21 protein-coding genes are annotated in these 22,929 nt (G+C 66.5%); 13 read left to right on the top strand and 8 right to left on the bottom strand.

Annotated features, from left to right (window positions below):
- Positions 1-32: 32 nt before the first annotated feature.
- From ybgC to secA, 6 genes are all read right to left on the bottom strand, one after another.
- Positions 33-437, bottom strand: coding sequence for a tol-pal system-associated acyl-CoA thioesterase (gene ybgC / locus HLH29_RS13590; protein ID WP_220791518.1), 405 nt, complete (start codon positions 435-437; stop codon positions 33-35).
- Positions 434-1,480: a Holliday junction branch migration DNA helicase RuvB gene (ruvB, locus tag HLH29_RS13585; RefSeq protein WP_182967706.1), complete on the bottom strand. Its 1,047-nt coding sequence runs from the start codon at positions 1,478-1,480 to the stop codon at positions 434-436. Before ruvB ends, ybgC begins: the two co-directional genes overlap by 4 nt.
- Positions 1,477-2,094 (bottom strand): Holliday junction branch migration protein RuvA, encoded by a 618-nt coding sequence (gene ruvA, locus HLH29_RS13580; protein ID WP_182967704.1) that lies wholly within the window; start codon positions 2,092-2,094, stop codon positions 1,477-1,479. Before ruvA ends, ruvB begins: the two co-directional genes overlap by 4 nt.
- Entirely contained in the window at positions 2,091-2,597 is a 507-nt protein-coding gene (gene ruvC, locus HLH29_RS13575) for a crossover junction endodeoxyribonuclease RuvC (RefSeq protein WP_182967702.1), read from the bottom strand. The genes ruvA and ruvC overlap by 4 nt, the downstream gene beginning before the upstream one ends.
- A gap of 11 nt (positions 2,598-2,608) precedes the next feature.
- The gene (locus HLH29_RS13570; RefSeq protein ID WP_182967700.1) at positions 2,609-3,358 is read right to left on the bottom strand and encodes a YebC/PmpR family DNA-binding transcriptional regulator; all 750 of its coding nucleotides are present in this window, start codon (positions 3,356-3,358) and stop codon (positions 2,609-2,611) included.
- A 186-nt stretch (positions 3,359-3,544) separates the two neighbouring features.
- Positions 3,545-6,277 carry a preprotein translocase subunit SecA gene (gene secA / locus HLH29_RS13565; RefSeq protein WP_182967698.1) on the bottom strand — a complete coding sequence of 911 codons (2,733 nt, stop codon included), beginning with the start codon at positions 6,275-6,277 and terminating at the stop codon, positions 3,545-3,547.
- A gap of 373 nt (positions 6,278-6,650) precedes the next feature.
- On the opposite strand from secA, the gene HLH29_RS13560 reads away from it, so the two are divergent.
- The 13 genes from HLH29_RS13560 to HLH29_RS13500 all read left to right on the top strand — a co-directional run bounded on the left by HLH29_RS13560 (position 6,651) and on the right by HLH29_RS13500 (position 20,995).
- Positions 6,651-7,592, top strand: a complete 942-nt coding sequence (locus HLH29_RS13560; RefSeq protein WP_182967696.1) for a peptidylprolyl isomerase — start codon at positions 6,651-6,653, stop codon at positions 7,590-7,592.
- 127 nt (positions 7,593-7,719) lie between these two features.
- Complete coding sequence (gene argJ / locus HLH29_RS13555; protein ID WP_182967694.1) at positions 7,720-8,952, top strand: bifunctional glutamate N-acetyltransferase/amino-acid acetyltransferase ArgJ; 1,233 nt, start codon at positions 7,720-7,722, stop codon at positions 8,950-8,952.
- Between the two features lie 37 nt (positions 8,953-8,989).
- The gene (locus HLH29_RS13550) at positions 8,990-9,604 is read left to right on the top strand and encodes an RDD family protein (RefSeq protein ID WP_182967692.1); all 615 of its coding nucleotides are present in this window, start codon (positions 8,990-8,992) and stop codon (positions 9,602-9,604) included.
- Positions 9,605-9,624: 20 nt separating this feature from the next.
- Complete coding sequence (gene thiM / locus HLH29_RS13545; protein ID WP_182967690.1) at positions 9,625-10,464, top strand: hydroxyethylthiazole kinase; 840 nt, start codon at positions 9,625-9,627, stop codon at positions 10,462-10,464.
- A 110-nt stretch (positions 10,465-10,574) separates the two neighbouring features.
- Positions 10,575-13,064 (top strand): mechanosensitive ion channel family protein, encoded by a 2,490-nt coding sequence (locus HLH29_RS13540; protein ID WP_182967688.1) that lies wholly within the window; start codon positions 10,575-10,577, stop codon positions 13,062-13,064.
- Positions 13,057-13,794 carry a 2OG-Fe dioxygenase family protein gene (locus tag HLH29_RS13535; protein WP_182967686.1) on the top strand — a complete coding sequence of 246 codons (738 nt, stop codon included), beginning with the start codon at positions 13,057-13,059 and terminating at the stop codon, positions 13,792-13,794. The genes HLH29_RS13540 and HLH29_RS13535 overlap by 8 nt, the downstream gene beginning before the upstream one ends.
- A 19-nt stretch (positions 13,795-13,813) precedes the next feature.
- Positions 13,814-15,190: an MBOAT family O-acyltransferase gene (locus HLH29_RS13530; protein ID WP_182967684.1), complete on the top strand. Its 1,377-nt coding sequence runs from the start codon at positions 13,814-13,816 to the stop codon at positions 15,188-15,190.
- Positions 15,165-16,223 (top strand): hypothetical protein, encoded by a 1,059-nt coding sequence (locus tag HLH29_RS13525; protein WP_182967682.1) that lies wholly within the window; start codon positions 15,165-15,167, stop codon positions 16,221-16,223. Before HLH29_RS13530 ends, HLH29_RS13525 begins: the two co-directional genes overlap by 26 nt.
- 120 nt (positions 16,224-16,343) lie before the next feature.
- Positions 16,344-17,480, top strand: coding sequence for an ABC transporter permease (locus tag HLH29_RS13520; RefSeq protein WP_182967680.1), 1,137 nt, complete (start codon positions 16,344-16,346; stop codon positions 17,478-17,480).
- 1 nt (position 17,481) lies between these two features.
- Positions 17,482-18,279 carry an ABC transporter ATP-binding protein gene (locus HLH29_RS13515; protein WP_182967678.1) on the top strand — a complete coding sequence of 266 codons (798 nt, stop codon included), beginning with the start codon at positions 17,482-17,484 and terminating at the stop codon, positions 18,277-18,279.
- A 3-nt stretch (positions 18,280-18,282) separates the two neighbouring features.
- On the top strand, positions 18,283-19,257 hold the full coding sequence (locus tag HLH29_RS13510; RefSeq protein WP_182967676.1) for an MlaD family protein: 975 nt from the start codon (positions 18,283-18,285) through the stop codon (positions 19,255-19,257).
- Between the two features lie 194 nt (positions 19,258-19,451).
- Positions 19,452-20,024 carry a PqiC family protein gene (locus HLH29_RS13505; RefSeq protein ID WP_338030247.1) on the top strand — a complete coding sequence of 191 codons (573 nt, stop codon included), beginning with the start codon at positions 19,452-19,454 and terminating at the stop codon, positions 20,022-20,024.
- 359 nt (positions 20,025-20,383) lie between these two features.
- Positions 20,384-20,995, top strand: coding sequence for a LysE family translocator (locus tag HLH29_RS13500; protein WP_182967672.1), 612 nt, complete (start codon positions 20,384-20,386; stop codon positions 20,993-20,995).
- A 286-nt stretch (positions 20,996-21,281) separates the two neighbouring features.
- Here HLH29_RS13500 and HLH29_RS13495 read toward each other — a convergent pair whose 3' ends face one another.
- Both HLH29_RS13495 and HLH29_RS13490 read right to left on the bottom strand, forming a co-directional pair.
- Complete coding sequence (locus tag HLH29_RS13495; protein WP_182967670.1) at positions 21,282-21,665, bottom strand: hypothetical protein; 384 nt, start codon at positions 21,663-21,665, stop codon at positions 21,282-21,284.
- Positions 21,666-21,834: 169 nt separating this feature from the next.
- Entirely contained in the window at positions 21,835-22,887 is a 1,053-nt protein-coding gene (locus HLH29_RS13490; protein ID WP_246374249.1) for a purine nucleoside permease, read from the bottom strand.
- Between the last annotated feature and the right edge of the window lie 42 nt (positions 22,888-22,929).

Below are 22,929 nucleotides of genomic sequence, written 5' to 3'. Positions count from 1 at the left end.
TCCCGGACAGAAACGCGGAAAAACGCCTCGCCCTAGTCCAGCAACCCGGTCAGAAGATCACGCCATAAAGGCGGAAATCGGGCAGCCCGACCGTCGGCGGCACGCACGCACGCCAGCCGGACGTCCAGACGCGCGCAGCATATCTCCCCCAGCAGGAATTCCTGCTCCAGCCGACAGCTCGCCGGGCCCTGTTCGATCAGGCGGGTGGTCACGGTCACGATATCGTCAAGCCGCAGCGGCCGCTTGTAGTCGATCGCGGCGCGATGGATGACGAAGGCCAGCCCATATTCTTCCAGCAGCGAAAACGCCGATCGGCCGAGCCCGCGAATCGCCTCGGTCCGCGCCCGTTCGGCAAAGGCCAGATAGCGGGCATGATAGACAACACCCCCCGCATCGGTATCCTCGTAATAGACGCGGAACGGGATGCTGTGCTTCATCCGTCATCTCCCAACAAAAGATCGCCCTGGTCGGCCAGGCGGGCCGGCGGCTGCAGCCCCAGATGGCGCCATCCCCGTTCGCCCAGCATCCGTCCGCGGCTGGTCCGCAGCACCAGCCCTTCCTGGATCAGATAGGGTTCCACCACATCTTCCAGCGTATCGCGGGCCTCGGCCAGCGCCGCCGCCAGCGTCTCCACCCCCACCGGTCCGCCATGATGGTGCTCGGCGATCCGCCGCAGATAGCGCCGGTCCATCGCATCCAGCCCCAGCGAATCGACTTCCAGCCGCGACAGCGCGGCATCGGCCATCGCCCGATCCACCGCGCCGGCGCGCGAGACCGAGGCAAAGTCGCGCACCCGCCGCAACAGGCGGCCGGCGATGCGCGGCGTCCCGCGTGACCGGCGGGCGATTTCCTCCGCCCCTTCCGGCGTCAGGTCGAATTGCAGCTTCCGCGCCCCGCGCGAGACGATCTGCCGCAATTCCTCAGGCGTGTAGAACACCAGCCGCAGCGGAATGCCGAACCGGTCGCGCAGCGGCGTGGCCAGAAGGCCGGCCCGCGTGGTCGCCGCAACCAGCGTGAAGGGCGACAGGTCGATGCGCACCGACCGCGCGGCCGGCCCTTCGCCGATGATCAGGTCGAGCTGGAAATCCTCCATCGCCGGATAGAGCACTTCCTCGATCGCCGGCTGCAGGCGATGGATCTCGTCGATGAACAGCACGTCGCGCGGCTGCAGATTGGTCAGAATCGCCGCCAGATCACCCGCGCGCTGGATCACCGGCCCCGACGTCGCCCGAAAACCCACCCCCAGCTCGCGCGCCACGATCTGCGCCAGCGTGGTCTTGCCCAGGCCCGGCGGCCCATGCAGCAGCACATGGTCCATCGCCTCGCCCCGCGCACGCGCGGCGGCGATGAAGATCGCCAGATTCTCGCGGCTGGCCTTCTGCCCGGTGAAATCCTCAAGCGTCTGCGGGCGCAGCCCGGCCTCGGCCGAATCCTCGTCCATCCGCGAGGGATCGACCGCGCGAGGGGGCAATTCGCTCATCGCGCCAGTTCCCGCAGGCTTTCACGGATCACCACGTCCAGGTCGGCCTCCTGCCCGGCGCCGGCCTCCTTCAGCCGCGCCAGAATCCGCACCACCACCGGCTGCGCCTCGGCCCGGCGGAAGCCCAGCCCCGCCAGCGCCAGCAGCACATCGCCCTCGACTCCGGCCGAGGCCGGCCGGCCCGGCAGCACCACACCGGGGCCGACGGGCAGCTTGCCCGCCTTGTCGCGCAGTTCCGTCAGAATCCGCTCGGCCAGCCGTGCTCCCACGCCCGAAACCCGCGTCAGCCCGGCCTTGTCCCCCGCCGCGATGGTGGCCGCCACCTCACCCGGCGAGAGCGCGGAGAGAATCGCCAGCGCCAGCTTGGCCCCCACCCCCTGCACCGTCGTCAGCAGCCGGAACCAGTCGCGCTCCGCCGCGTCGGCAAAACCATAGAGCAGGAACGCATCCTCGCGCACCACGGTCTCCACCAGCACCCGCGCCGTTTCCGGCGGGCTGGGCAGGGCGGAAAGGGTACGGGTCGAGGCATGGACCAGATACCCCACGCCATGGACATCGACCACGCAGCGATCGGCTTCGACCTGCCCGACCAGTCCGGTCAGTTGCGCGATCATGCCATGCGCGTCCCGCCCGCCACGCGCAGGGCGCTGGCACGATGATGCGCATGGCAGATCGCCACCGCCAGCGCGTCGGAGGCATCGGCCCGCTTGATCGTCGCTGCGGGCAGAAGGCGGCGCACCATCATCTCCACCTGCTCCTTGCTGGCGGCACCGGTGCCGACCACCGCCCGCTTCACCGCCATGGCACCGTATTCGGAAACCGCGATTCCGGCCAGCGCCGGCACCAGCAACGCAACCCCGCGCGCATAGCCCAGCTTCAGCGTCGAGGCCCCGTTGCGGTTGACATAGGTTTCCTCCACCGCCGCCTCGGCCGGCGCGAACCGATGCACCAGCTCCATCAACCCGTCATGCAGGCAACGCAGCCGCTCGGGCACCGCCACGTCGCCATCGGTCGCGATCACGCCATCGGCGACATGGCACAGCCGGTTGCCCGCCACGTCGATGATCCCCCACCCCGTAAAGCGCAGGCCCGGATCGATGCCCAGCAGCCGGACCATGGACAACCCGGTCAGGCCGACAATGTCTCGGCCACGTCGTCGGGCAGGTCGAAATTAGCATAGACGGCCTGCACGTCGTCACTTTCGTCCAGCACGTCGATCAGCTTCAGCACGGTGCGCGCCTTTTCCTCGTCCAGCGTCACCACCGTCCCGGGCCGCCAGTCGAACTTCGCGCTCGCCGGCTCGCCGAATCGCGTCTCCAGCGCATCGCGCACCGCAAAGAACGATTCCACCGGGCAGGTCACCTCATGCCCCTCGGCGGTGCTTTCCACATTCTCGGCGCCAGCCTCGATCGCCGCCTCCAGCATCTCGTCCTCGCTGGCGACGCCGGCCGGATAGGTGATCACGCCCAGCCGGGTGAACATGAACGACACCGAATTGGTCTCGCCCAGCGACCCGCCATATTTCGAGAACGCGGCCCGCACGTCGGATGCCGTGCGGTTGCGGTTGTCGGTCAGGGCCTCGACGATCACGGCCACGCCCGCCGGGCCATAGCCCTCGTAGCGTACTTCCACATAATCGTCGCCGCCACCGGCACCCGTCGCCTTCTTGATCGCGCGCTCGACCGTGTCTTTCGGCATGTTGACCTCGCGCGCCGCCGAAATCGCGGCCCGCAGGCGCGGATTGCTCGCCGGGTCAGGCAGGCCCGACCGCGCCGCCACGGTAATCTCGCGGATCACCTTGGCAAACTGCCGGGCCCGACGCGCATCCTGCGCGCCCTTGCGATGCATGATGTTCTTGAACTGCGAATGACCCGCCATCGTCCGTCTTCTCTAATCTCTAGATCTTCATCAAAACCGCCGATCCGCCCCACTCAATGTTGGCCCGGAAACGTGGGCTGGTGAGCGAGAGCGGCCCGAAGGGCCGCGCCCGTCGCGTGCTTCCGAGCACCGGAGCGCAGGAAACGCGCGACGGATCGCCACCAGCGCGCGTTTCCGGGCCAACATTCAGGCTAGGCGGCCGTGGCAGTGTTTGTACTTCTTCCCCGACCCGCAAGGGCAGGCCGCATTGCGCGGCGTCTCGCCCCAGCTCGACGGGTCATCAGGCAGGATCGCACTGGCCCCGATCGGGGTTGCAATCGTCACGTCACCCGCCGTCTCGGCAAATAGCGCGCCCGGACCGGGCTCCGAGGTCAGGCCCGGCACATGCGGATCGGCATGGATCTCGGCGGCGTGCGAGAACGGATTGTCCAGCACCGGCGGCGCCACTTCCACCCGCGCCATGGTCGAGGTCACACGCAGGCGCATATCGTCGAGCATGGCGCTGAAGAGCTGGAATGCCTCGTGCTTGAACTCGTTCAGCGGGTCCTTCTGGCCATAGGCACGCAGCCCGATCCCCTGGCGCATCTGGTCCAGCGCCAGCAGATGCTCCTTCCACGCCGAGTCGAACGTGGTCAGCAGCACCTGCTTCTCGATATAGCGCATCACCGAGGGGCCGAAATTGGCGGCCTTGGCGGCCTGGGCCTGCGTCGCCGCCTGATCCAGCCGCTCGGTCACCACATCGCCATCCACCCCGTCCTCACGCGCCCAGTCGACGATCGGCAGATCCAGCCCCAGTGTCTCGCGCACGTCCTCGGCCAGCTCGGCGCTCTGCCACTGTTCGGCGAAGGCCTTCTCGGGGATGCGCCGGCGCACCATGTCATGGGTCACGTCGGCGCGCATCTCCTGCACCGTCGCCGACAGATCCTCGGCCGCCATGTATTCCTTGCGCTGGGCGTAGACCTCCTTGCGCTGGTCGTTCATGACGTCGTCATATTTCAGCGTGTTCTTGCGCATGTCGAAGTTGCGGGCCTCGACCTTCTTCTGCGCGCGCTCCAGGGCCTTGTTGATCCACGGATGAACGATCGCCTCGCCGTCCTTCAGACCCAGGCGCTGGAGCATCCCGCCCATGCGCTCGGTCCCGAAGATGCGCATCAGATCGTCTTCGAGCGAGATGAAGAAGCGCGAATTGCCCGGGTCGCCCTGCCGCCCGGCACGGCCGCGCAGCTGGTTGTCGATCCGGCGGCTTTCATGCCGCTCGGTGCCGATCACATACAGCCCGCCCGCAGCGCGAACGATGCCGTGATATTCCGCCACCTGGGCACGGATCTCGGCCTCGCGCCGCGCCTTTTCCTCGGGGTCGGTCACATCCGCCAGCTCCTGGCGAATGCGCATCTCCACATTACCGCCCAGCTTGATGTCGGTGCCGCGCCCGGCCATGTTGGTGGCGATCGTGATCGCCCCCGGCGCGCCGGCCTGGGCCACGATCGTCGCCTCCATCTCGTGGAAACGCGCGTTCAGCACATTGTGACGAATGCCCCGCTTCTTCAGAAGCTCCGACAGATACTCGCTCTTCTCGATCGAGGTCGTGCCCACCAGCACCGGCTGCGGCGTCTTGGCGATTTCCTCGATCAGCGTGCTGACGGCATCGTATTTTTCGCGCGCGGTCAGGTAGACCTCGTCATCCCCGTCCTGGCGCGACACTGGCAGGTTGGTCGGAATCTCGACCACGTCCAGCTTGTAGATCTCGGCGAACTCGTCGGCCTCGGTCATCGCCGTGCCGGTCATGCCCGACAGCTTGGGATAGAGGCGGAAGTAATTCTGGAAGGTGATCGAGGCCAGCGTCTGGTTTTCCTGCTGGATCTCGACATGCTCCTTGGCTTCCAGCGCCTGGTGCAGCCCGTCGGAATAGCGGCGGCCATCCATCATGCGGCCGGTGAACTCGTCGATGATGATCACCTTGCCGCCACGGACGATGTAATCCACATCGCGCGAGAACAGCGTCTGGGCGCGCAGCGATTGCTGCACGTGGTGGATCACCGCGATGTTGTGGATGTCGTACAGCCCGCCCTCGGACAGCACCCCCGCCTCGCGCAGCATGGTCTCGACCTGTTCCGACCCCGAATCGGTCAGGATCACGGTGCGGAACTTCTCGTCCTTCTCGAAGGCGTCCGGCAGCTTGACCAGCTCCCGCACCACCTCGTCGACCGAGCGGTAGAGGTCCGAACTGTCATCGGCCGGGCCGGAGATGATCAGCGGCGTCCGCGCCTCGTCGATCAGGATCGAATCCACCTCGTCCACGATGGCATGGTGGAAAGGGCGCTGCACCATGTCCTCGATCCGGTACTTCATGTTATCGCGCAGATAATCGAAGCCGAATTCGTTGTTGGTGCCGTAGGTGATGTCGGCCCGATAGGCCGCACGCCGTTCCTCGTCGGCCATGTTGGGCACGATCACGCCCGTGGTCAGCCCCAGGAACGCGTAGATCTGGCCCATTTCCTCGGCATCGCGGCGGGCCAGATAATCGTTGACCGTCACCACATGCACGCCTTTGCCGGCCAGCGCGCTCAGATACACCGCCAGCGTCGCCACCAGCGTCTTGCCCTCGCCGGTCCGCATCTCCGCGATACGCCCGGCATGCAGCACCATGCCGCCGATCAGCTGCACGTCGAAATGGCGCATCCCCAGCACGCGCCGCGCCGCCTCGCGCGCCACCGCGAACGCCTCGGGCAGCAGCGCGTCCAGCGACGTGCCGTTCGCGATCCGCTCCCGGAACGCCACCGTCTTGGCCGCAAGGGCCGCGTCATCCAACGCACGCAACGCGGGTTCGTGCGCGTTGATCTCGGGCACGCGGCGCTGGAATGCCTTCAGAGAGCGATCGTTGGCGGTTCCAAACAGGGCACGGGCAAGACTGGCGAACATGTAGACCTTCCGGAATGGCGCGGCCCCACACCCGGCCGGACCCCCGGACGGGCTGAAACTGGAGCAAGGGCATTCTCGCGCGCGGCATCTGAGATAGGACCCACACCGCCACCGGTCAACCGAAGCCGGCCCGAGAGGCTGTTTCAAAAGCCCCGCTGGCGGCGGTTTCCTGCGCTTCGGTGCTCTCGGCCATCAAGGCCGCTCCGCTCCGATGCTCAAAACCACCGCCAGACGCGCGGCTCGCGCCACGCTTCCGCTCACCCTCGGCGCTTTTGAAACAGCCTCCTGTCCAACCCATCCCGCCCAGCCTTGCAGGACCGGGCGGCCTCGGCCATGATGCCTCGGACGCTTTATATCTTAGGGTTCTCAACACATGCGGCCTTCCAGCCCGGCAGCCTCCATTCTGGCGGCAGCCCTGCTCGTTCCTGCGCTTTCCATTCCTCATGCCCATGCCGCCCCGGCCGCAGCGCCCGCGCCCGCCGCCGCCACGGCCCAGCCGGCGCCCCCGGCCAACCCGAACCCCGTCGTCGCCAGCGTGAATGGTGAAGACATCCATCTCGACGACGTGCGCCAGGCCGCCGCCGGCATGCCGCAGCAGCTCCGCCAGCTGCCGCCGAACATGATCTTCCCGATGCTGCTGAACCAGCTGATCGACCAGAAGGCGATCCAGCTCGCGGCGCACAAGGAAGGGCTGGAGAGCCAGCCCGAGGTCAAGCAGCAGATGCAGACCGCCGCCGCCAACGCGCTGCAGAACGCCTATCTGTCGCAGAAGGTCACGCCGACGCTGACCGACGCCGCGATCCAGGCCTATTACGACCAGAACTACGCCAACAAGAAGCCGGAGCAGGAAGTCCACGCCCGCCATATCCTGGTGGCGACGGAAGCCGAGGCGAAGGACATCATCAAGCAGCTCAAGGGCGGCGCCGATTTCGCGGCCCTGGCCACCAAGCTGTCGACCGACAAGGCGTCGGCCAAGCAGAATGGCGGCGACCTGGGCTGGTTCAAGAAGGGCGACATGCTGCCGGCCTTCTCCGATGCCGCCTTCACGCTGAAGCCCCACACGATCAGCCAGACGCCGGTGCACACGCAGTACGGCTGGCACGTGATCGAGGTGCTGGAAACCCGCACCGCCGCCGTGCCCAAGCTGGACGCCGTGCGTGACGAAATCCGCCAGAAGCTGATCCAGCAGGGCGTCCGCGACGCGGTCGAGAAGGCGGTCTCCACCGTCAAGGTCGTGCGCTACGATCCCAGCGGCAAGCCGATCGCCGACACCCCCGCCCCGGCGGCGGCCCCGGCAGCTCCGGCCAAGAAATAACGACCCATCCGGACGCACCCCCGGTTTCACATGAAACGGGGGTGCGATCGGTCTACAAAGACCCATATCCATTCCCCGGCCCCCGGCGGGTCGGACCATACCGCCCCCAGAAAAGAAGACCGGACCGATGGCTCCCCTCCCCGTATCCCCCCTCGCCCGCGCGCTACCGGACCTTCCGCCCGTGGCCGGGGTGCGTTTCGGCGCGGCGGCGGCCGGCATCCGCTATGTGGGGCGGACCGATCTGGTGATGGCGGATTTCGTCCCCGGCACCACGGTCGCCGGCGTCTTCACCCGCAACAAATGCCCCGGCGCACCCGTCGACTGGTGCCGCGCCGCCCTGCCCGACGGCTCGGCCCGCGCGCTGGTGGTCAATGCCGGCAATGCCAACGTCTTCACCGGCCGCGCGGGATATGAAGCCACCCAGGCCAATGCCGCCGATGCCGCCCGCCTGGTCGGCTGCGCGGCCAGCGAGGTCTTCCTGGCCTCCACCGGCGTGATCGGCGAAGTCCTGCCCTTCGAGAAGATTTCCACCTCCCTGCCGGGCCTCTACGCCACCCTTTCGGAAACCGGCTGGGAAGACGCCGCGCGCGGCATCATGACCACCGACACCTTCCCCAAGGCCGCGGTGCGCGAGACGGAGATCGGCGGCGTGCCGGTCCGCATCCAGGGCATCGCCAAGGGCAGCGGCATGGTGGCGCCCGACATGGCGACCATGCTGTGCTTCGTGGCCACCGACGCCACCCTGCCCCCCTCGGTCCTGCAGCCCCTGCTGGCCGCCGGCACCGACCGCAGCTTCAACCGCACGACGGTCGATTCCGATACCTCGACCTCCGACATGGTGCTGCTGTTCGCCACCGGCCAGGCCGGCAACCCGCCCGTCACCACCCCGACCGACCCGGCGCTGGCGCCGTTCACCCAGGCGCTGAACGCATTGCTGCTGGAACTGGCCCTGCTGGTGGTGCGCGACGGCGAAGGCGCGACCAAGCTGATCGAGATCCAGGTCAAGGGCGCCGTCAGCGACGAATCCGCCCGCAAGGTAGCCATGGCCGTGGCCAATTCCCCCCTGGTCAAGACCGCGATCGCCGGCGAGGACGCCAATTGGGGCCGCGTCGTCATGGCCGTGGGCAAGAGCGGCGAACCCGCCAACCGCGACACGCTGTCGGTCGCCATCGGCGGCGTCTGGATCGCGCGCGAAGGCACCGTCGTCCCGGGCTATGACGAAACGCCGGTCGTCGCCCACATGAAGGGCCTGGAAATCGAGATCACGATCGACCTTGGCCTGGGCAACGGCACCGGCACGGCCTGGAGCTGCGACCTGACCCACGGCTATATCGACATCAACGGGTCCTATCGCAGCTGACAGATCCCGGCTGACCGACCCGCGCGGAGACCGCTCCATGCCCGACGTGCCCCCGCTTTCCGATCCGTTCGGCAGCCTCCATCCCCGCCATGTCTGGGTCTATGCGGGCTTCTGGTTCCGGGCGCTGGCCTGGGTCATCGACGCGTTCATCCTCAGCGTGCTGGGCGCGATCATGCGGCTCCTGCTCTCCCCCAGCCTCACCGTCACGCTGACGAATGGCGGCTCGGCGTCGGACAAGTACCAGATCTCGGACATCGTCCGCATCAGCGACGTGATCCGCGACGTGCCGGTCGATTATTCCTATTCCTATAGCGGTTTCCATCCCACATGGCACGGGAACGGGCTGTACGAGATCCTGCAAATTCTCCTGCCGGCGCTCTATTATATCCTGTTCGAATCCTCGCGCCTGCAGGGCACGCCGGGCAAGCGCGCCTGCCACATGCGCGTGGCCGATCTCCACGGCCAGCGAATCGGCATCGGCCGCGCCACCCTGCGCTATTTCGGCCATTTCCTGTCCGTCCTGACGCTCGGCCTGGGCTTCCTGATGGTGGTATGGACCCGGCGCAAGCAGACCCTGCACGATCTCCTGGCCGGCACCTGCGTCATCCGCCGGCAGGAAGAAGCCCTCGTCAGCTTCACCCCTCCGGCGTGAGCGGGCGGGAGCCCCCGCCCATGTCGAACGCACTCTTCACCCCCGACGCCGTAGCCACGACGCTGGAACGCGTCCGGGCCGCCACGCCGCTGGTCCATAACATCACCAATATCGTGGCGGCCAACAGCACGGCCAACGCCCTGCTCGCACTCGGCGCCTCGCCCGCCATGGTCGATGCCGAAGAGGAAGTCGAAGCCTTCGCCGCCCTGGCGGCCGCGCTGGTGGTCAATATCGGCACCATCACCGCTCCCCAGGCCGCCGCCATCGCGCGGGCAACCCGCGCCGCGCAACGTGCCGGCACACCATGGATTCTCGATCCGGTGGCGGTGGGGGCCCTCCCCTTCCGCGCCCGCGTCGCGCTGGACAGCCTGGCCCACGCCCCACGGGCGATTCGCGGCAACGCCTCGGAAATCATGGCGCTCGCCCACCTGCGCGACGGTCACGCCGAACCACCGGCCGCCGGACGGGGCGTGGATTCGCTGGACACAGCCGAACAGGCCCTGGCGGCAGCGCGCCGGCTGGCGCAGGCAACCGGCGCCTGCATCACCGTCAGCGGCGCCACCGACTACATCACCGACGGCACGCGGGTCGCCACCGTGGCGAACGGACACCAGATGATGACGCGCGTCACCGCACTGGGCTGCACCGCCACCGCACTGGCCGGCGCCTGCCTGGCCGTGGAACCCGACGCCATGGCCGCGTGCGCGCACGCCATGGTCCTGCTCGGCCTGGCAGGGGAATGCGCGGCGCGCGAGGCCACCGGACCGGGCAGCCTGCAAATGCGGCTGCTGGACATGTTGTACCATCTGGACCGCGATACGGTGACGCGACAGGCACGGATCGCTATCCTGCCTCCCTGAGCCTGATCGGACATGCGCGCCCGATCGCCCACCGGCACGCATGTCCAGTCAGGCTCCGATCGACGATCCGGTCCCACCCCGGCCCATCTTCCAGGAGGTCATACCCAGGCATGTCGGTTCTCCCCGTTCGCGGTTCTTCCCTCCCCCGCGCCGGATGGCGCCCATGCCGGGTGATGCCGATCCTGGCGCTGCTCCTCAGCTCGCTCCTCCTGCCTGCAATGCCCGGCCGCGCCGCCGACGCCGCGCCATCCTCACCGCCATCTTCCATGACCGCCCAGCAGGCGCAGCAGGTCCTGGGCGTGCTGAACGACCCGCAGAAACGCGCCGAGTTCACCCGCACCCTGACCGCAATCGCGAACGGCCTGCCCCAGGCTGCGCCCGCCGCGCCGGCGGCCGCAGCCACGCCTCCCGCATCGTCCGACAAGTCGGATGTGGCGCTGGAACCCGACAGCGTGGGCAGCGACGTGCTGGACGAACTGTCGACCATGCGCAACGGCATCGTCCGCCAGGCGCGCGAATTCGCCGCCCTGTTCGCCGACCTTGCCTTCGTCGGCCACTGGTTCCGCACCGAACTGTCCGATCCGGCATCGCGACACACGCTGTTCGATGCGTTCGGCCGCGCGGGACTGGTGATCGTCCTCGCACTGGCCGCCGAGCGCGGCCTGTCGATCGCGCTGCGCCGGCCCCTGAGCAGCATCACCGCCCGCGCGGTCGAGGCCGAACGCCGCCTGAACCAGCGCGCGGCCCAGGTCCAGGCCGAAGACAGCGCCTCCGTCCCGCCCAACGCAAGCCAGGCCGAACGCACGGTGGAGGACACCAGGCGCCAGGACGACCGCAAGCAGGTCGAAACCCTGCGCATCATCCGCCGGTTTCCCTTCTCGCTGCTGCATCTGCTCACCAAATTGCTGCCCGTGGCGCTGTTCCTGGGCGTCGGCTATGCCGGGGCGACCTTCTTCGGCGATAACGATCAGGCGGAGCTGGTCACGCTGACGCTGGCCAACGCCTATGTGGCGGCGCGCGGCATGTACCTGCTGGTCGAAACGGTCCTGGTGCCGAAATCGCCCACCATCCGCCTGTGCCGCGCGTCGGACCGCACGGCGCGGATCATCACGCGCTGGTGGAACGTGCTGGTCGCCATGCCCTCGATCGTCGTGTGCCTCTCCACGCTGGGCGGATTGTTCCACCTCGCCCCGCGCGGCACCGAGGCCCTGATCCGCGCCCTGGTGCTGGCCGAACATCTCATGATCGCCGTGTTCATCTGGCGCATCCGCCATCAGGTGGCCGCGTCCCTGCAACCGCCGGCCCGTTTCCAGAAAAGTTCGTTCTGGCTCTTCCTCGGCCGCCTGGCGCAGCTCTGGTGGCTGCCGGCCATGGTGTTCGACCTGGCGCTGTGGCTGGTCTGGGCAACCCATACACGGGGCGGCTATGCCTGGATCTGGCGCACCACGGTCCTGACCATCATTGTCATCGTCGTCTCGCGCATGCTGTCCCTGCTGCTCTTCGGTGCCCAGAACCGGCTGTTCCATATCAATGACGATGTCGAATCCCGCTATCCGGGCCTGCGGGCCCGGGCCGATTATTACTATCCCTATGCACGGCGCTGCCTGTCCGCACTGCTGATCTTTGCCACGGCCGTCATCCTGCTGCAGGCATGGGGTATTCCCGCCCTCTCCTTCTTCCTCCACGGCGAACTCGGCACGCGGATCATCGCCGCCATCCTGTCGATCCTGATCGCCTTCACGGTCGCCATCGTGGTCTGGGAAGTCGCGAACACCGCCCTGCAGAACCAGATCAACCGCTACGAGACCAGCGAGCAGGTCTCGCGCGCCATCCGGCTGCGCACCGTCCTGCCGATCATCCGCACCGTGCTGCTGACGGTCATCGTCATCATCGTCGCCGTCACCACCCTGTCGCAGATCGGGCTGAACGTCGCCCCGCTGCTCACCGGCGCCGGCATCATGGGTGCCGCGATCGCCTTCGGCTCGCAAAGCCTGGTGAAGGATTTCATCACCGGCTTCTTCATGCTGGTGGAAAACGCCATGCAGGTCGGCGACTGGGTCACGGCGGGGGGCGTGTCCGGCACGGTCGAACATCTGTCCATCCGCACGCTGCGCCTGCGCACCACGTCGGGCGACGTGCACATCATTCCGTTCTCGTCCGTCACCTCCATCGCCAACACCTCGCGCGACTATAACGTCGTTGTCGTCAGCTTCATGCTCGACCTCAGCGAAAGCCCGGACCGCGTGGCGTCCATCCTGGCCGACGTCGTCGCCAGCATGCGCACCGATGACCTGTTCGCGCCGCTGATCCTGAGCGACTTCGCCTTCCTCGGCGTCGACAATGCCGACGGCAACGGCGCGAAATTCATCGGCTCGTTCCGCACCACGCCGGGCAGCAAGTGGAAGGTGTCGCGCGAATATTATCGCCGGCTGGGCCTGCGCATGGTCGCCGAAGGGGTAAAGTTCCCCGTTCCCACCTCCATTTCGATGATGACCAATTTCGGTACCACGCCCCTTATGATCGGACAGGCCGAGCCGGCACCGCCTGCCAATACCAACACCGCGCCGGCGCCTCTCCAACCGGACCCGTCGCATGACTGACACGCTCCTGCCGGCCGATCTCGCCGACGTCGAATCCCCCCTGGCGCAGGGCGGCTTCGCCTTCCTGCATGCGCCCACCACCCACGCCCTGCTCGCACCCTACGGCCTGGCCGACTGGGACGGATTCGCCGCAAGCTGGAACCGGCTGGGGCTGGACCGCTACATGGCCGATGGCGGCCGCTATCGCCGGCGGCGGCACGCCACCTACACGGTTGCGGCGGATGGGATCGAGCGCAAGAAGCACCAGCCGCATTATCAGAGCCGCGATTACAACGAACTGAATGGCGGCATCGAACGCTGGTTTCGCCCCGTGGAGGCCGCCATCGGCACCCACCCGGCGCTGATCGCCGTGCTGCGCCTGATGCGGCGCCTGGTCACGGACCTCACCCCGCCTGACCGGCGCCCCGACGCCTGGCATGTCGAAATTCACCAGTTCCGCATCGAGGCCCGCGCCGAGGAACCCGGCGAGCCGACACCCGAAGGGCTGCATCGCGACGGCGTGGACTGGGTGCTGGTCCTGATGGTCCAGCGCGAGAACGTGGCCAGCGGCGAGACGACGATCCACGATCTCCATCGCCGCCCGGTCGGGCATTTCACCCTCACCGAACCGCTGGACGCCGCCCTGGTGGACGATAACCGCGTCTATCACGGCGTCACCGCCGTCCGGCCGCTCGACCCCGCGCGCCCCGCCTGGCGCGACGTGCTGGTCGTGACCTTCCGGCACCAGTAAGGCCGCGCCCCCGACCATCATGCTGTTCAGTACCCAGGCGTTCCTGCTCGGCTTCCTGCCGCCGACGCTCGCGCTGTTCTATCTGTGCACCGGCAACCGCACGGCGCGGCAGACGGTGCTGGTCGCTGCCTCGCTGCTGTTCTACGGGCTGTGGAACTGGCACTTCGTCCCGGCACTGGTGGCGCTGACGCTGGCCAACTGGGCGCTGGGCCGCGCCTGGGCGGCTACCGGGCGCCGCATCTGGCCGATCGCGGGGATCGTGCTGAACCTCACGATCCTCTTCCTCTTCAAATACGCGCATTTCTTCGCCGACAGCCTGGCCTGGGCGGCTGGCCGGCCCCCGCCGGCCTGGACCATCCTCCTGCCGCTGGGCATCTCGTTCTTCACCTTCCAGAAAATCGCCTACCACGCCGACCTGCTGCGCGGCGCCCGTCCCGTGCGCGGCGCGCTCGATTTCCTGGAATTCGTGACCTTCTTTCCCCAGTTGATCGCCGGCCCCATCGTCCGCCATTCGGAAATCGTGCCCCAGTTCGGCGCCGATCCGCGCGGCCCCGCAATGTGGGAGAACCTGTCGCGGGGTGCGATGCTGCTGCTGCTGGGGCTGGCGAAGAAGGCCGGCCTGGCCGACACGCTGGCCCTGACCTGCAACCCGCTCTTCGCCCACGCGGCAGGCGGCGCCACGCCGAATCTCGCCGAAGCCTGGGTCGCCGCCCTCACCTACACGCTGGAAATTTTCTTCGATTTCTCGGGCTATTCCGACATGGCGATCGGCATGGCGCTGATGTTCGGCCTGCGCCTGCCCTTCAATTTCGACGTGCCCTACCGCGCCACCAGCATCCGCGCCTTCTGGCAGCGCTGGCACATGACGCTGTCGCGCTTCCTGCGCGATTACGTCTACATCCCGCTCGGCGGCAACCGGCACGGCCCGGCGCGCCAGATGGTCAATCTGGTGGCGACCATGATGCTGGGCGGATTGTGGCATGGCGCGGGCTGGACCTTCGTCGCCTGGGGCGCGCTGCATGGCGCGGGGCTGGCGGTCAACCATGCCTGGACCCGCGCGGGCCTGCGCCTGCCGGCATTGGCGGGGTGGGCGATGACGATGCTGTTCGTCATCATCGGCTGGGTCCTGTTCCGCGCGCCCGATTTCCCGACCGCCGGCCGCGTGCTGGCCGGCATGGCCGGCCTGGGCGGGGCGGGCCATACCAAAATCGTCGATACGGCGGTGTTCTGGATCGCCGTGGCCGTCGCGCTGGTCGGCCCATCCTCGCAGGAGGCCATGCTGCGGCTGTTGCGCCCCAGCCCGCTGGCCGCGGTGCCCGCCGCGATCGCCTTCGTCTTCCTGCTGCTACTGATCGGCGGACGGATTCCCGATGCCTTCATCTATTTCCAGTTCTGATCCCGGCCAGGGCGCGGCCTGGCGCCGATTCGCCCGCGCGCTCGCCTTCACGGCAGCCGGGGTCGGGGCATTCGTCTGCCTGTTCGTCGCCCTCGTCGATCCATGGGGCATGCTGCCCCTGTCGCCGCCCTGGCACCGGATTCCGATTTCCAGCAACGCGCGCTACAGCATGCCGGCCCTGGCCGTCAGCCCCCGCTTCGATTCCGCGATGGTCGGCACCTCGACCGGCCGCCTGCTGCAACCGGCCATCCTCGACGCCCCGTTCGGCGCCCATTTCGCCAACATGGCCATGAACAGCGCGACGCCGTGGGAACAGGACCGCATCCTGCGCCTGTTCCTCCGCCACCATCCCGCCCCGCGCGTGGTGCTGATCGATATCGACGCCGAATGGTGCTTCGCCGACCGCCACGGCCTATCCGGACCCAACCGCCCGATGCCCGACTGGATGTACGAGGGCTCGCCCTGGCGCGGCTATCTGGAAATGATGAACATGTATGCGGTGCAGGAAGCCGCCAACCAGTTCATGTGGCTGATCGGGCACAAGAAACAGCGTTTCGGCTCCGACGGCTATGCCAGCTTCGTACCGCCCGACAGGCTCTACGACCCACACCGGGTGGACGAATTGTTCCGCACCTGGACGTTCGATACGGCCCCGGCCAACGGGCCGGCGCCCCCCCCGGCTTCAACCCCCTTCCTGGCCCGCCTGCTCGACGCCATTCCGGCGGAAACCACCAAGATCCTGTGGCTCCCCCCCTCGGCGCGCGAACAGCAGGGAGCCCCGGGCACCCAGGTCGCCGCCACGCGCGCCGCCTGCCGCACCGCCATCGCCACCCTCGCCCGCACAACGCCACACGCGATGGCGATCGACTTCGAAATCCCCGGCCCCCTCGCCGACAGCCGCGCCAATTTCTGGGACCCGATCCATTACCGCCAGGGCGTGGCCCGCATGGTGATGGACGACCTGGCCGCCGCCGCCACGGGTCGAGATGTGCCCCCCACGCGGGCCAGGGTCCTCGTGCCGCCGCATCCCTGATACGGCCCCCTTGCCCAACTGCCTCTATCTGATAAGGAAACAGTACGCGGCACCCCGTCGCCCGCCCACCCTTTTTCCCAGACCACCCGCCACGGGGATGTCCTGCGATATGGAGAGGCTGTGAACAGTACCGATCGCGGCCAACCGGAATGGTCCCTGCAAGCCGGCGACAATGCCAACGTGATCGTCCTGTCCGGCGACTGGATCGCGCAGCAGGGCCATGTCCCCGCCTTCCCGTCCGACGGGCTGCACCAGGTCCGGCCGAACCAGCCCCTGACCTTCAGCACCGACGGGCTGGGGCGCTGGGACACCGGGCTGATCGGCTTCCTGTGGGCCCTCAAGCAGGGCGCGGCACAGGCCCATCTCGACATGCGCGCCGAGACCCTGCCGGACGCGGCGCGCAAGCTGCTCGATCTGCTGCCCGACCGTCCCGCGCCCGCTCCGCCCTTGCCCCGCCGCCACTTCGCCCCCCTGGCGGCCATCGGCACCGTCACCATCGACAGCCTGACCGAAATCGGCACCGTGACCGAGCTGGGCATCGAGACCGCCCGCGGCGGCGTGGCCAGCGTGACCGGGCGCGGCCGGATGCGCCTGACCGACCTGATGTCGAACATCCGCAACGCCGGCCCGTCGGCGCTGCTGATCGTCAGCGTCGTGAACTTCCTGGTCGGCGCGATCCTGGCCTTCGTCGGCGCGGTCCAGCTGCGCAAATTCGCGGCCGACATCTACGTCGCCAGCCTGGTCGGCATCGCCATGGTGCGCGAGATGTCGGCGGTCATGACGGCGATCATCATGGCCGGCCGCACCGGCGGCGCCTATGCCGCGCGCATCGCCACCATGCAGGGCAACGAGGAAATCGACGCCCTGACCGTCTTCGGCATCCCGGTCTCGAGCTATATCATCCTGCCGTCGATCCTCAGCCTGACCGCCACCATGCCTTTCCTGTATCTGTACGGGTGCCTAGTCGGGATGCTCGGCGGCTTCACGGTGGCGATCGGCATGCTGTCCGTCACCGGCGCCGGCTATTTCCACCAGACGCTCAATGCCGTGGCACTGAACCAGTTCGTGTTCGGATTCATCAAGAGCATCTTCTTCGCCATCCTGATCGGGCTGACCAGTTGCCGCATCGGCCTGCAGGCCGGCCGCAGCGCCGCCGATGTCGGCGTGGCCGCAACCCGCGCCGTGGTGGTCGGGATCGTGGGCGTCATCGCGCTGGACGCGATCTTCGCCATCATCGCGACGACGATCGGAATCTGACATGGCGCCTCAAACCCCCGCCACCGCTACAAGCGACACCCTGATGTCCCTCCAGGGCATCACGCTCGCGTTCGGGCCGAAAGTGATCCAGAAGGACATCTCCTTCAATATCAAACGCGGCAGCATCTTCGCCGTCATGGGCGGCTCGGGCTGCGGCAAGAGCACCGTCCTCAAGAGCATGATCGGCCTGCTGCGCCCCACCGCCGGCCATTACCTGGTCGATGGCGAGGATTACTGGACGGCCGATCCAGCCCACCGCCAGACGGTCAGCCGGCGCTTCGGCGTGCTGTTCCAGAGTACTGCGCTATGGAGCTCGCTCACGGTCGGCGAAAATGTCGCCCTGCCGATGCAGATGCTCACGAAGATGGACCCCGCCACCGTCCGCAGCCAGGTGGAACTCAAGCTGGGGCTGGTCGACATGCTGCACGCCATCGACCAATACCCGTCCGAGCTCAGCGGCGGCATGAAGAAGCGCGCCGGCCTGGCCCGCGCCATGGCGCTGGACCCGGACATATTGTTCTTCGACGAACCCTCCGCCGGACTCGACCCGATCACGTCGGCCCGGCTGGACGATCTGATCCTGAACCTGCGCGACGGTCTGGGGGCCACCATCGTCATCGTCAGCCACGAACTGCCCAGCCTGTTCAAGATTGCCGATGACGGGATCTTCCTCGACGCCAAGACCAAAACCCCGATCGCCCATGGTGCGCCGTCCTGGCTCCACGATCACTGCGACGAACCGCAAGTCCACGCCTTCATGCACCGCGAACGCGAAACCGAGTCCGGGAGGACCGACTGACCCATGGCAAATCGAGAAACGATCGTTGGCGCCTTTGTCGTCGGGGGTGTGGCCCTGGGCATGGGGGCCCTGATATTCTTCGGCAATTTCAATCTCTTCTCGCCCACAAGGCAGGCCACCGTGGTGTTCCAGGGCTCGACATCCGGTCTGAGCATCGGTGCTCCGGTCACGTTCCGGGGGGTACGGGTCGGCGCGGTCGATTCCATTTCGATCACCTATGATGCCCGAACCCACGCCGCCTATATCCCGGTGACGGTCCAGCTCCAGCCCAACAACATCTCCATCGCCGGAACCTCAGGCACCCACCGTAGCCTGAGCCTGCAGAACATGATCGATCACGGGCTGCGCGCCTCGCTGAACATGCAAAGCTTCGTCACCGGCCAGTCCGAGATCGACCTCGATTTCGACCCCTCCGCCCCTGCGGTCCTGCACCCCGACATCGTATCCGGCAAGGAGGTCGAGATCCCGACCCGCCAGTCCGCGATCCAGAAGGTGCAGGAAACCCTGACCCAGCTTCCCCTGAAGGAACTGGCCGACAACGCCCAGGCAGCGCTCGCCAGCATCAAGCAGTTGAGCGAACGGCTGGATCATGACCTGCCTCCGCTGGTCGACAGCATCAAAGAAACCTCCGACCATTCGCGCATCGCCGTCGACAGCGCGACACACGCCATCCAGGACCTGGAGCAACGGCTGGGTACGACGCTGACGGCCATCGACCGGCTGGCCAATACCGGCACCCAGCAGCTCGATGCCCGCGGCGCCGACCTGCACGAAGTGCTGCGCAACGCCAACGACACGGTGATCCAGGCCCGCGAGAGCCTGTCCGCCCTGCACGACATGACATCGCCCCGCTCGGCCGACCGCGCGAACATCGACTCCACCCTGCGCGACCTGTCCGCCGCCGCCGCCGCCCTGCGCGGCTTCGCCAGCGACGTCGAACGCAATCCGCAACTTCTCCTAACAGGACGCCGCCCATGAAAGACCGTTCTGCAAGTCGGCCTGCCGGTGATCCGACGCGCGTTTTCTGTGCTTCGGTGCTCACGGCCATCAAGGCCGCTCCGCTCCGATGCTCGAAAACACGCGCCGGCCGTGCCGCCATACGGCACTCTCGCTCGGCAGCCCAACTTGCAGAATGGTCTTTTTCGCTCCGCAATCGCCGCACGCCGGCGTGGGTGGCTGGGCTTGTTCTTCCCGCCCTGCTCGCGGCCTGCGCGTCGCCGCCAGTGCGGTTCTATACGCTGGGCGCGCCGGCCATCGCGACCGGTGCGGTGCCCGTCGGCACCGTCACCCCGGCAACGCCGACCGTCGCGGTCGCCCGCGTCACCCTGCCCGATTATCTGGATGGCCAGGACCTGATCGCCCGCGACGGCAACCGGATCGAACGCAGCGCCACCGGCCGCTGGGCCAGCCGCCTGTCCCTTGGCGCCACCGACCTCATCACCGCGCGACTGGCACAGAGCCGCACCGACCTGTTCGTGACCGACCAGCCACAAATCCTGCCCGCCACCTGGAGACTCGCAATCAACATCAGCCGTCTGGACATCGCCCATGACGGCACCGCCTCACTGGCAGCCGACTGGTCAATCATCCCCCACGACGAACGCCAGCCTCTGTTGCACCAACGCACGACCCTGACCCGCCAAGGCCCCGCCACAACCGACGATCAGGTCGCCACCCTGACCCAGTCAGCGCTGGACGCCCTGGCCGACCAAATCGTCACGAGCACCCAGAATCTGAAATATTGAATCCAGATCAACAATCTCTTCTTTTTCCAAGGAAAGAGAAGAGACGACTCTTCGTTCATTCGGTCATGTCTCAGTTCGAATTTCCGATTTGGGGGTGGGAACGGACAGTCCGCTTCGCAGAACGGATGCATGAAAGCGGACGTCTCCGCCAATACCGGAGCAGTCCAGAGCGACTAGCATTCGGTTTCCGCCGTGGATCGGCTACGAACGGACCAACAACATGACGTCGTGAACAGGATTGACTGTCATATCGGCATCAAAGAAACTGTATAAAAGTAGTCTGCATGACTGCATCAATTCTGATCAAACTCGATACATAATATTCCTGAATATAATTTTTCACCGATGGAAGTATGCCGATGCCCTCTCTTTGGGACAGTTTCGGACCTTTGGCAGTATTTGTTCTCGTCACCTCGATCACGCCTGGCCCGAACAATACGATGCTGGCGGCATCAGGCCTTAATCACGGCTTCAGGCGCACGATTCCGCAAATGTTAGGCATCAGTATAGGCATTGTCGTCATGGTTGCTCTGGTTGGGATTGGACTGGGCAGCATTTTTGATAGGCTGCCCTTTCTCTACGTCGCCCTGAAATACATCAGCGCACTCTATCTGATATGGCTCGCCTGGAAGATCGCCACTTCCGATGCGAGCGGATCAACTACTGGCAGCACCAAGCCGTTGAGTTTTTTGCAGGCAGCCGGGTTTCAGTGGATAAATCCGAAAGCGTGGGTCATGGCCGTCAGTATTGTCTCAGCCTACACACCCCGCCATGATTTCCTGTTCAATCTACCCGTTGCCTGCCTGATGTGCGGGATAATCAGCTTGCTGACTGTCAGCCTCTGGGCCGGATTCGGTGCGTCAATGCGGCGATGGCTAACACGCCCGACGATTCTGCGCGGGTTCAATATCGGCATGGCGCTCCTGCTGCTGGCCTCGCTCTATCCCCTCATGCAGGAGGCCACGACGTGATGAAAATGATCGGCCTGATCGGTGGCATGAGTTGGGAGTGCAGTGAACAGCGCCGAAACTGGCGGTGACCAAAAAGTCCACAACCCTTGTTTCACGTCCGCTTCGAGAAGGCGCGGATTTACTCCCTGCTGTCCGAGAAGAGGCGATAGCGGACACCCTGTTCCTGCAAGTCCGGCTCCCGTAAAATGGTCCCCCTTCTCATGAAGTCGCTCTTCTGCCGCATAGACTTTCAACATGCGCCAAACCGGAACAATCCACTCCATGTGGATTCAAAAAATTCCGACCGTCAGTCGTCGGCAAGCCCGAACTGACCGGGATAAGGCATCGCGCTTCGCCCCAGTTTCTTCTTTTTCCACTCCGCCATCGCCCTGTCGTATTCGACATGACGCAAGACGAACTGTAGCGCCTGCACATGGCGCTCGTCATTGGCATCCATCATGCCACGACGCCAACCAGCCGCGATCAACCAATGCTCCCCAGCAAGAGCATAGGACCCGGCTCGATGATGCTTCAAAGCAAGCCGCTCGAGCCCATGATACTCGGTATGAGGGTTGGCGAGGGCCTCCGCACTGATGATGAAGCCGTCACCTTTCCACTGGAACGTCGATTTCATATAGGGAAACTGCCGCGTCAGGCCGCCCGGATCACCGAAATGCTCCTTGATCAGCATCGGCACCAGCCTGTCGTAAGATCGACGCCATTCGCACTGCACACGCCACTCCCTGAAAATCACGTTGATGGATGTCGCCCGCTATAACGAAGCGGTCGGCCAGTGTCGATTTTCCGACACGCACGCACAATACGATCCAGGGAAAGATGGACAGCACCGCGTCAGATCATTAACCCGCCCTCGCCGGCGGTGCCCCCGGCACATGGTCGGCATAACGATCCCAATGCAGCGCCAGTTCGCGCACCACGACGCTGCCGACCTGATAGGCGGCAGCGACCGAGGGCAGATAACCTGAATACCCGCCCTCGCTGGCCTCGGATTTCAGCAATTCAGCCGCACTCTCGCCCGGCGGCGGCATGTCGAAATTGCTGCCGGTCCGCAGCACCAGTACCCGCTGCGGGTCCACACGCCCGGCTTGGGCCTGAAGCGTCAGCGCCTGCATCAGGCCGATTTCCTCCTCGGCCGTGGTCGCGAAGGTGCCCTTGCCCTCGGTCCAGTAGCCGACCCAGCGCTCCGCCCAGCGGTTCATCCGCTCGCCGACCCAGAACGTCTCGCTGGACAGCGTGTCGCCCAGCAGCACGGCAGGCGGCTTCTGCGCCTGCGGATACCCGACATAGCGTGCCCGGATCGCCTTCAGCGCCGGCGTGTCGGGCAGTGCCAGCGAACGCGTCAGATTATACGCCCAGCCGACCAGCGCCGGATTGAGCGTATATTCCATGTCGCCCGACAGCGAATGCAAAGGCGGCACCGGCCTGTCGGTCGGCGTGCTGCCCTGGACCGGCGTATAACCATCCGGCCAGTCGGACGGAATCTCCCGCGCATCGATCGCATGCGACAGCCCGCCATTGATGACGCGCGGCGCCCACGCAGCCCCGCCGATCGACGAGAAATTGGGATCGATCCCGGCAATGCCCGCCAGCACGAAATAGGTTCGCCGCAGGTCGAAACGCGGGTCCAGCACCAGCGCGGTGATGGCCGAAGCCATATGTTCCGGTCCTTCACCGGTGGCGATGCCCAGCACCTGAAGGTCCGGATTATAGCGCATCACCCCATGCCAGGTGCCCGGCGCCGGCAGTTCCTGCTTCAGCGGCAGCTTTTCCACCCAGGTCTGGAATTCGCCCGGCACGTCACCGGTATCCTTGCCGATCTCGAATGTCGTCACCACCACCACGCGCACGGGGATCTGCGCCGCACGGGCCCCGGCACTCCCACAGGCAGCCATGCCGCCCAGCAGGCAGGCCCCCGCCAGCCGCCGGCCCAATCG

The organism is Gluconacetobacter tumulicola (genome assembly GCF_014174215.1).
GTDB classification, from domain to species: domain Bacteria; phylum Pseudomonadota; class Alphaproteobacteria; order Acetobacterales; family Acetobacteraceae; genus Gluconacetobacter; species Gluconacetobacter tumulicola.
This window is presented reverse-complemented; position numbering and strand designations above follow the sequence as displayed.